Here is a 3,126-nt window from a genome sequence, read left to right on the forward strand (position 1 = left end):
CAGGAATAATATAAATTTGATAATATTTTTTGTATTTTTTAGCCGAACGTATCTTAAACACAGCATCCCCAATCACCCTATACTATAAAAAGTCAGCCTACTAGCTTGCAGGCTGACTGAGATAGATTCAAATTTTCAAGTACACAAGTTTTAGCTCATTATTTAGTAGTTACAGTCGTTTGTTTTACCTTATTAGTTTTTGGATCGAAGTAAGTTAAATGTGATTTACGTAACTTGCTCTTCTTGGAATCACTTTGTTGGTAATTGTTGTTGTATAATGCCGCTTCCCAATTACCATACATTGGATTAGGTAAAATGATGTATTTATCCCCAAATTGTGTCGCATTTTGCATAACATCATTTGTGCGATCAACGACAGTATTTTCAGCTGGATCGTTAAAATCAGAAAGATTATCGCCAAACAGCATGATAACATCAGCCTGTTGTGCCACTTGTTGCCGTCGTTGTTCTTTAGTCTTATCTTGCTTTTGTTTGAGCAAGATATGCTCACGATCAGCTTGTGGTAACCCTTCAGCCGTCAAATTCTTGATCGTTGCCTTTAATTGTCCCTGTTCACGATCACTGACATAATAAATTTGAACGCCCTGCTCATTAGCATAATTCAAAAAGTCTTTTGCTCCTGGGACAGCCTTAGCTTTAGCTGCCTTGACCCATTGATCCCAACTGTGTGGATAGGATCGATTATTTAAAGCATTATAAGCTTGATATGGTGAATTGTCTAATACCGTTTCATCAATATCTAAAATGATAGCTTTCGGCTTTTCTGATGGAGTTGCAAGCTTAGTTGCTAGATTATTACGTGCAACATTATACCCCTGCAAATACAACGCCTTTACTTCAGCTGAAGTTTGATACCATGCGACTGCCATCGTATTTTGGTCGCCCAAATTCGTCTTAGCCTGCGCTGTTGGCATCCCTAGTAGCATAAATGCTACGAAACTTAAAATGATCTTTTTGATCTTCAAAATTTCTCCTCCAATTTATTGTGAGGTAAAACTTGTGTACAAGATGTATTTTACCGATTTATTTATTTGAATACAACACAAGTTTTTTACGTAAATTACTCAAACATTTGTTAAGCGGTTAAAAAAGTGTAATAATGTTTATAAGACTAGTTTTAAGGAGAATTTATCATATGAATAAACGTTTGCTCTTTGCACTTGGTTTATTATTAAGCGTTATCTTACTGGTGATCGGGAATTTAGCCACATTACCGATCATTTCTTTGGTCGGTTATGGCATAATGAGCCTAATGTTTTTACTTGCTGGTTTTACAATGGCTATTTTACGCCATACCGGTGCTTTGACTGCTAATGAAAAAAATATTGCTTGGGACAAAGCTCCTGGGGAATTAAAGGCAATGACTCTGGTGATCGGGCTAGGCTTTTTAGCTGCTGGGATCTTTGTTATTTTCAATTATATCTTCTGATCCTTATTGAATTTATATTAAAAAGTCAGTACAATAAAACGTATTGCTTTTTAGAGGAGGAATTTTTTTGTCAGAGACATTAAAGATCATCTTGATGTTGATCATTGCCTATCTTTTAGGCTCCATCCCATCAGGTGTTTGGATCGGGAAATTGATGTATGGTAAAGATGTTCGCAATTACGGTAGTGGTAACATGGGAACGACCAATACATTTCGCGTCTTAGGAAAAAAAGCTGGCACGATCGTTTTATTGATGGATATGTTTAAAGGGACCTTAGCTGCCTTATTACCTTTCCTATTCCATTCCACGGCTGACCCGCTCTTGATCGGTTTAGCAGCGATCATTGGACATGTCTTTCCGATCTTTGCGGACTTTAAGGGTGGAAAAGCTGTCGCCACGAGTGTTGGTGTCTTATTAGTTTATAATCCATTATTCTTCGTTATTGCTTGGGTGATTTTTTTAGTGACACTTTACATCTCCAGCATGGTCAGTGTTGCTAGTATGCTAGGCTTTTTACTGATCACGATCGTATCATTTTTCTTTAAAGATGCACTACTTTCAGTCGTTGCGATCGCTTTAACGATATTTGTTTTTGTTCGCCACTACGGTAACATTGAACGGATCAAAAATGGGACTGAAAATATGGTGCCATTTGGCCTAGGTTATAAGCACCGACAACAAAAGCAAAATAAATAAAAGCATATCTTGGGACTATGGTTACCCAGATATGCTTTTTTTGTGTGCTATAATGAAGTTGAGGTGATATTATAATGGCAGTTATGCTTGAAAATGAAAAATTACGTGTCGTGATCAATGAACACGGGGCTGAATTAGCTAGTTTGATCTCCAAAGAAAACGGGTTTGAATATATGTGGAGTGGCGATAGTAAGTATTGGAAGCGTCACTCAGCTGTTCTTTTCCCGATCGAGGGCCGTTTAAAAGCTGATACATATCAAGTTGATGGGACAAGTTATCACTTGACACAACACGGTTTTGCTCGTGATATGGATTTTGAGATCTTACATCAAGCTCCAACTGAGGTTTGTTTGGAATTACGTTCTAATGAACAGACCCTTGAAAAGTATCCATTTGAGTTTGTTTTACAGGTTCAATATATTTTGACACAAACTAAACTTGAAGTAGTTTACCGCGTGATCAATCCAAGTACTAAAGAAATGTATTTTGGCTTAGGGGCTCACCCTGCTTTTTCAACTAAGTTAAAGGGAACTGATACTTATCAGGATTACGAAGTCCGCCTAAGTCCAAAAGAAAGTTATCCGCGCATCCCACTGGTCGATGGTTTTATCGATCTAGAACATATCACGACTGGCGCAGCAACCTTACCCGTTAGTCATGACCTATTTAAAAATGATGCTCTTATCTATGATCTTTCGCAAAAACCAAATCAGATCAGCTTGGTAAGTAAACAACACGGCCATGGCGTAACGATCACAACAACTGATGCTAAAGCAATGGGTATCTGGTCAAGTTATCCAGCTGAAGGTGATTTTGTTTGTCTTGAGCCTTGGTGGGCCTTATCTGATACTTTGGATACTGATGGCGATTTTAAAACAAAATATGCGATCAATAAGTTAAGTGGACAACAGGTTTTTGAAGCTAACTATGCGATCGACACTTTCTAACTAAATAGATAATAAAAAAGCAGCACTTCCGT

4 protein-coding genes are annotated in these 3,126 nt (G+C 37.6%); 3 read left to right on the top strand and 1 reads right to left on the bottom strand.

Annotated elements, in window-relative coordinates:
• Positions 1 to 158 precede the first annotated feature (158 nt).
• A complete protein-coding gene (locus LMU01S_RS09760) occupies positions 159 to 986 on the bottom strand; it encodes a 5'-nucleotidase, lipoprotein e(P4) family (protein ID WP_156470416.1) in 828 nt (275 codons plus the stop codon).
• A 170-nt stretch (positions 987 to 1,156) separates the two neighbouring features.
• Here LMU01S_RS09760 and LMU01S_RS09765 point away from each other — a divergent pair, with 170 nt between their 5' ends.
• The 3 genes from LMU01S_RS09765 (at position 1,157) to LMU01S_RS09775 (ending at position 3,094) form a co-directional block, all read left to right on the top strand.
• Positions 1,157 to 1,450 carry a hypothetical protein gene (locus LMU01S_RS09765; RefSeq protein ID WP_004047845.1) on the top strand — a complete coding sequence of 98 codons (294 nt, stop codon included), beginning with the start codon at positions 1,157 to 1,159 and terminating at the stop codon, positions 1,448 to 1,450.
• A gap of 94 nt (positions 1,451 to 1,544) precedes the next feature.
• A complete protein-coding gene (plsY, locus tag LMU01S_RS09770) occupies positions 1,545 to 2,147 on the top strand; it encodes a glycerol-3-phosphate 1-O-acyltransferase PlsY (RefSeq protein WP_056959029.1) in 603 nt (200 codons plus the stop codon).
• A 74-nt stretch (positions 2,148 to 2,221) separates the two neighbouring features.
• Positions 2,222 to 3,094, top strand: coding sequence for an aldose 1-epimerase family protein (locus LMU01S_RS09775; RefSeq protein ID WP_056959027.1), 873 nt, complete (start codon positions 2,222 to 2,224; stop codon positions 3,092 to 3,094).
• The last annotated feature ends 32 nt before the right edge of the window (positions 3,095 to 3,126 follow it).

Source organism: Ligilactobacillus murinus DSM 20452 = NBRC 14221 (genome assembly GCF_001591685.1).
Lineage (GTDB): Bacteria > Bacillota > Bacilli > Lactobacillales > Lactobacillaceae > Ligilactobacillus > Ligilactobacillus murinus.

Excerpts from the sequence above, each read along its gene's own strand:
- LMU01S_RS09765 (WP_004047845.1), top strand. The coding sequence starts at position 1,157 with ATGAATAAACGTTTGCTCTTTGCACTTGGTTTATTATTAAGCGTTATC.
- plsY (WP_056959029.1), top strand. The coding sequence starts at position 1,545 with ATGTTGATCATTGCCTATCTTTTAGGCTCCATCCCATCAGGTGTTTGG.
- LMU01S_RS09775 (WP_056959027.1), top strand. The coding sequence starts at position 2,222 with ATGGCAGTTATGCTTGAAAATGAAAAATTACGTGTCGTGATCAATGAA.